This is a genomic window from Porphyromonas sp. CAG:1061, from assembly GCF_000435035.1.
In the GTDB taxonomy this organism is placed as follows: Bacteria; Bacteroidota; Bacteroidia; order Bacteroidales; family Porphyromonadaceae; genus Porphyromonas_A; species Porphyromonas_A somerae.
In genome coordinates, this window is record NZ_HF988951.1 from 16,109 (window position 1) to 22,092 (window position 5,984).

A 5,984-nucleotide genomic window follows, 5' to 3' on the forward strand; every position below is an offset into this window, starting at 1 on the left:
GGTTGGCCATCGGTATCATAATTCAGAATATAGCACTGCCATGTAGCCTCTGGATCATAAAATCCAGCAGCTCGTGCCTCTCCCAAAAAGTGAGTATTCCTGGAGATCTCGGTTTGGGAAGTAGCCACCATACCATTAGCATAAAAATATAGCCATTGATTCGCCTGCCTATCATTATGGTAATATCCTGAAGCTTCAAGATAATATTTATCTTGTCCCACCTTTCTGTATACTTGAGCAAAGCCGTTTTTAACTCCACCAGCATAGAGACATAGTGTAACAATATCATCAGAAACTTCACACCAATACCCATCTTTATTACCCAAAGAGTCTGTTTGATTAATATGCTTCAAATTGATATTCAAAGGGACTATGGGCAAGCTTACTGATTGCCCCCAAATATTGGAGCAAACAATAAGTGATAATATTAACATAAATAGCCTCATACGCAATTATTTAGGTCTATATATTGGAGACATAAGAATACTCAAAGGTACGATAATTTTCCTTGATAGCCAGCAGTTACAACGAAAGTAGGCCGATGACCAATGCTTCTGTAAGTACAACTAGAATCTTAGTAACAGCACTAACTGCTCTGAAGCTTCTAAATCCACATACAGATGATAAACGCAATAGGATAAACTCCAATAAAAAGCATACAATCAACCCGAGTAAAAATGTCATCGCAATCCTCATGACTATAAAGGAGGGCTCTCTCATCGCCATCAGCCAATCCTCTTTTGTGCCAAGCCAAAAGTTGAACACCCGAATCATTAAGAGAAAAGTAGCGACAAAGGAAAGGATTGAAGGAAGCCTATTGAAGGCTTTATTTTGCTTTTCCATATATCTTCTTTCAGCCTCAAGCTAACTCTCTATTTTAAGTACACTTCCTCAAAGTTATACCCCTTTGGGGCTCGCCCTAGCTTAAAGAGATCATATTGAAGCTGATAGGGAAAGCTTCCTCTTATATACTTTTTATTGAACAGACATTGTGTATCCAAACTGCTATACAAGACAACTCCTTCTTTAAGGTATAATTTTATACCTTCCCCATCAAGCATATGCCAAAAACACTCAACATCTTTATCAAGTGATCTATCGAAATAATCTACACTATCAGAGTGGAGAGTAAACTTTTCAGCTGGTATTGATGGATACTTTTTGGCATGATAGGGCTTAATCATATATGCTTGTATTGAATTCCCATGATGAAACCAGAGCAAGTTGTAATTATTAAATGCTATCGAATAGACATAGATAGAATCGTTACTCAAAAGAAGCTGATCAACCAATCTACTAGTCCTCTTTTGTAAACATAATTGAGGACTGCAACTCAGACACAACAAAGCCGTCAATAAGCCGAGCACCACGCTTATATAACTACTTTTCATTATTCTATTTCTCTACCATTCAAAGGGAACTACTCTTTGAAATTCTTGAAAAATGTCGATATGCTCCGGCTTCTCTGCTCCTACAATTTCCCCATCATAATTGATGAAGTAACTTATCTTGTAATCCAACGACAAATCACTATCCGACTCCACCTCATCAATCCTACTCTTATAGGAGTATTTAGTCTCCAACACCTTTATCTTTTCAGCTCCAAACTCATATATTATTGTTGCCTGTCCTGCCTCCCCGTAAATGGATATAATGCTCCTTGATATTTTCCCGTTTACATAAGTTACTTTAGCCTCTGCACCTTCACTACTTATCCCTTCGATATTATATGTAATTGTCGTTTCATTGGTTGCTCTATTCACCTGGAAGACAGGTATAATATCTTCAGGTTGAATCTGAATAAAGTCATATTCTGGAGGGTTTCTTGAAATAAAACTCAATGAACTATCCAATCTATAGATTTCCTGTATAATATCTTCTCCCGGATAATCTTCTATCTTAGGGATCTTACGATAGACTTCAATCGAATCCCCTTTTAGCTTGTAAAAGATTGTAGGCAGATCACAGCAAACTGTGCTGTATACATGGATCTTGTATGCTATTCGATTTTCAGATGGGATGTAAGAAGCTATATAGTAATCTCGTGAGTAACCATCTGTTACTACATACATTAATAGCCAATAGCTACTCGCTTCGACTTTGCAAACAGGATAATATCGTAACCTATATCTACTGTTCGGATTAAAGTAATCATTTCTAGTATTGCACAAGTAATCCAAAACAATATTTTCAGGAATTGACGATCCCAGTGCCTGACCAGAACAAATTACAGAGTCAGGTAATACTTCCTTCTTATCCCAATAGTCAAGTATTTTATCTTGACCAAACATTAGTGTTGAGCTTGAAATAAGCGCAAGCACTAAAAAACAGATTACTCTCTCTTTCATTCTCTTAATCCCGTCTAATTTCAGTGTGGATTCAAATTACTAGTGCAATTTACTTATATTTTTCCAGTTATATAGTTATTGTTTTTTACACTGGTGTTTTTTTAGGGCCTTGGATTAATATTCTGCACATAATTTAGAGTTTGTTTATTGGTTGCATCATTAAAAATCTCCACTAGATATGGGCCATTTTCCGAACTTTTATAACCAACTGATATCCAACACTCTATATTATCGTCTGCCGAGATGCAACAAAGCAATTGGTTAGTTGCATCTCAGCAAATGCTTAGTTGCATCTCGGCAATTGCTTAGTTGCATCTCGGCAAATGGCTTGCAGTAGCGGGTCTATTTACCCCTTTCTTTTACCCACATAATGGGGCTCTTACAGAGGGTTGGTGATAGCTGATTCTGCCTCGTAGTTTTGACGCTGATGGTATATTTACCGAAAATGAGGTTCATTATTGCATCATATCAAATAAATAATGTAGATTTGCCTTTACAAAACACATTATATTTAAATCTCAAATAGCAACTAGAGACTTTTGTGTGAAGTAACTAACATCATTAAGACAACTCTACTATGAGCAAAACAACCAATGTGAGCACCATCAACGATGTGGTGATTCGCTTTGCTGGAGACTCGGGGGATGGGATGCAGCTATCGGGCTCTATCTTCTCGGATGTTGCAGCAATTCTGGGAAATCAGATCTCTACTTTCCCCAATTACCCTGCGGAGATCAGGGCACCCCACGGGAGCTTGGCTGGGGTCTCGAGCTTTCAGGTAAGGATTGGCACCGAGGGGGTCTATACCCCTGGCGACTATTCCGATGTGCTGGTAGCGATGAACCCTTCTGCCCTCAAGGTGAATGTAAAGGCGATTAAAAACAATGCGACGATTATCTACGATAGTAGCGCCTTTGATGCCAGTGGGCTGAAGAAGGGGGAGTACACGTCGGAGGATCCATTCTTGGAGCTTGGGCTAACGAATAATACCATTATCCCCGTGGCAATCACGGAGATGACCCGAGAGAGCCTAAAGGAATTTGATATGGATCTGAAGTCGGTAGATCGATGCCGAAATATGCTAGCACTGGGCGTGGTGCTTTGGCTATATAATAAGGACATCTCTCCAGCAGAGGAACTGCTGAAGAAAAAGTTTGGCAAGAAGCCAACTATCCTACAAGCTAATATCAAGGTGCTGACCGATGGCTACAATTATGGGCACAACACCCATGCTTCGGCCACCACCTATCATATCGAGGGGCGAGATCAACGACCTGGGCACTATACAGAGATTACGGGAAATGAGGCGACTGCCCTCGGTTTGGTGGCGGCTGCTGAGAAGTCGGACCGACAGCTATTCCTCGGGAGCTACCCCATTACCCCTGCGACCGACATTCTGCACACCTTGTCAAAGCTGAAAGCACTCGGTGTGAAGACGGTGCAGGCAGAGGATGAGATTGCTGGCATCACTACTGCTATCGGGGCTTCGTATGCCGGTGCCCTTGGGGTGACTAGTACCTCGGGACCTGGACTAGCCCTCAAGAGTGAGGCACTAGGGTATGCGGTGATTACGGAGCTACCATTGCTACTGATAGATGTGATGCGAGGTGGCCCTTCTACTGGTTTGCCTACCAAGAGTGAGCAGACTGACTTGATGCAGGCTCTCTATGGACGTAATGGTGAGAGTCCGCTGGTGGTAATGGCAGCGACCACGCCAACCGACTGCTTTGATACCGCCTTTGAAGCGGCTCAGATAGCCCTTGAGCATATGACACCTGTGATCCTCCTCACCGATGCCTACCTAGGTAATGGTGCTTCGGCTTGGCGGATTCCCGATCTGAGCACTTATCCTGAGATCAAGCCTCCATACGTAGAGAGCAACTACCAGGGGGAGCAACCTTGGAAACCTTATTTCCGTGACCCTGAGAGCTATGTCCGCTATTGGGCGATCCCTGGTGTGGAGGGCTTTACCCACCGCGTAGGAGGCCTGGAGAAGGATAGTGAGACGGGTGTGATTAGCACCGACCCACGCAACCACGCACGTATGGTGGGGTACCGCAAGGAGAAGATTGCACGCATTGCCCATCGCCTTCCTCAGCAGGAGGTCATAGGTGATGAGGATGCTGAGCTACTAGTGGTAGGCTGGGGAAGCACCTATGGGCATATTCTTTCGGCAGTAGAGGAGATTCGTGCTGCTGGACGGAAGATTGCGATGACGCACTTCAAGTACATCAACCCACTACCTAGCAACACTGCTGAGCTGATAAAGCGCTTTGAAAAGGTGGTGGTAGTGGAGCAAAACTTGGGTCAGTTTGCCGCTTACCTCAGTGGTCAGATAGGTGGGCTAGACCTCTATAGGTTTAATAAGGTGGAGGGTCAGCCGCTCAAGGTACGAGAGATCGCAGACTATCTACTGCATATACTGGATGGTGAAAATGTAAAGCAAGGAGGGCTATAAAATATGAAACTAAATCAAGTAATAGGGCCACAGCCCTCAGGACTCACATATACGGGAAAGGACTTCCACAGTGGTGGACAAGTGAAGTGGTGCCCAGGGTGCGGTGACCACGCTGTATTGAATTCGCTACACAAGGCGATGGCGAAGATAGGCATTGCCCCACACAATACGGTGGTGGTGAGTGGTATCGGTTGCTCTTCTCGCCTACCCTACTATATGGGGACTTATGGAATGCATACCATCCACGGACGTGGAGCTGCCGTGGCTACTGGAGTGAAGGTGGCGAATCCCGACCTTTGCGTGTGGCTTACCTCGGGGGATGGCGATAGCATGGCGATTGGGGGCAACCACTTTATCCATATGATTCGGCGTAATGTGGATATCAATATGGTGCTCTTTAATAATAAGATTTATGGGCTCACGAAGGGGCAGTACTCGCCTACTAGCGACCGCGGCTTTGTCTCGAAGTCGTCTCCTTTTGGCACTGTGGAGGATCCTTTTATCCCTGGAGAATTGGTCTTTGGAGCAAGAGGAACGTTCTTTGCCCGTACCATTGATGTGGACATGGGTCTCTCTGAGGAGATCATGGTAGAGGCAGCTAAGCACCGAGGCACTAGTGTGGTGGAGAGCTTGGTGAACTGTATGATTTTCAATAATGGCACCCATTTAATGTACACCGACCGTACTATTCGTGCCGATGTGACGATTACGCTCCGCCATGGAGAGCCTATGATCTATGGCAAGGAAAAGAATAAGGGGCTAGTGCTGGACGGTCTGCAATTGAAGAGTGTGACGATTGGTGAAAATGGGGTGACGGAGAAGGATATCCTGGTGCACGATGCCACCACAGAGAGCCCCGTACTCCACTCGATGTTAGCGATGATGCACACGACACCTGGAATGCCACTAGCACTCGGTGTGATCCGCAATGTGGAGGCACCCACATACGACCGTGAGGTGACTCGCCAGATCATCAAGGAGCAGGAGAAGAAGCCCGAGCTGACGCTCCAAAGCTACCTTGATAGCCTTTCGAGCTGGGAGGTGAAGTAACCCTCCTGATGAAGGGGGTGCCTTATCGGGGGTGCCTATCTCGGACGAGTCGGACAGGTCGGACAAGTCGGACGCCGCGATAAAGGTTGGACGCCGTGATAGAGCACCCGACCTATAAAAGGCACTCG

The 5,984-nt window shown here is 44.8% G+C and carries 5 protein-coding genes; 2 read left to right on the forward strand and 3 right to left on the reverse strand.

Annotated elements, in window-relative coordinates; translation table 11 throughout:
* The 3 genes from QVO39_RS08655 to QVO39_RS08665 form a co-directional block, all read right to left on the reverse strand.
* The coding region (locus QVO39_RS08655; protein WP_288171962.1) for a hypothetical protein at positions 1-353 on the reverse strand (353 nt) is incomplete at its 3' end.
* A gap of 169 nt (positions 354-522) precedes the next feature.
* Positions 523-843: a hypothetical protein gene (locus QVO39_RS08660; protein WP_021903831.1), complete on the reverse strand. Its 321-nt coding sequence runs from the start codon at positions 841-843 to the stop codon at positions 523-525.
* Positions 844-1,403: 560 nt separating this feature from the next.
* Positions 1,404-2,348 carry a hypothetical protein gene (locus QVO39_RS08665; protein ID WP_021903833.1) on the reverse strand — a complete coding sequence of 315 codons (945 nt, stop codon included), beginning with the start codon at positions 2,346-2,348 and terminating at the stop codon, positions 1,404-1,406.
* 577 nt (positions 2,349-2,925) lie between these two features.
* Between QVO39_RS08665 and QVO39_RS08670 the strand changes: the two genes are divergently transcribed.
* Both QVO39_RS08670 and QVO39_RS08675 read left to right on the forward strand, forming a co-directional pair.
* Positions 2,926-4,806 (forward strand): 2-oxoacid:acceptor oxidoreductase subunit alpha, encoded by a 1,881-nt coding sequence (locus QVO39_RS08670; RefSeq protein ID WP_021903834.1) that lies wholly within the window; start codon positions 2,926-2,928, stop codon positions 4,804-4,806.
* Between the two features lie 3 nt (positions 4,807-4,809).
* The gene (locus tag QVO39_RS08675) at positions 4,810-5,856 is read left to right on the forward strand and encodes a 2-oxoacid:ferredoxin oxidoreductase subunit beta (RefSeq protein ID WP_021903835.1); all 1,047 of its coding nucleotides are present in this window, start codon (positions 4,810-4,812) and stop codon (positions 5,854-5,856) included.
* Positions 5,857-5,984 lie beyond the last annotated feature (128 nt).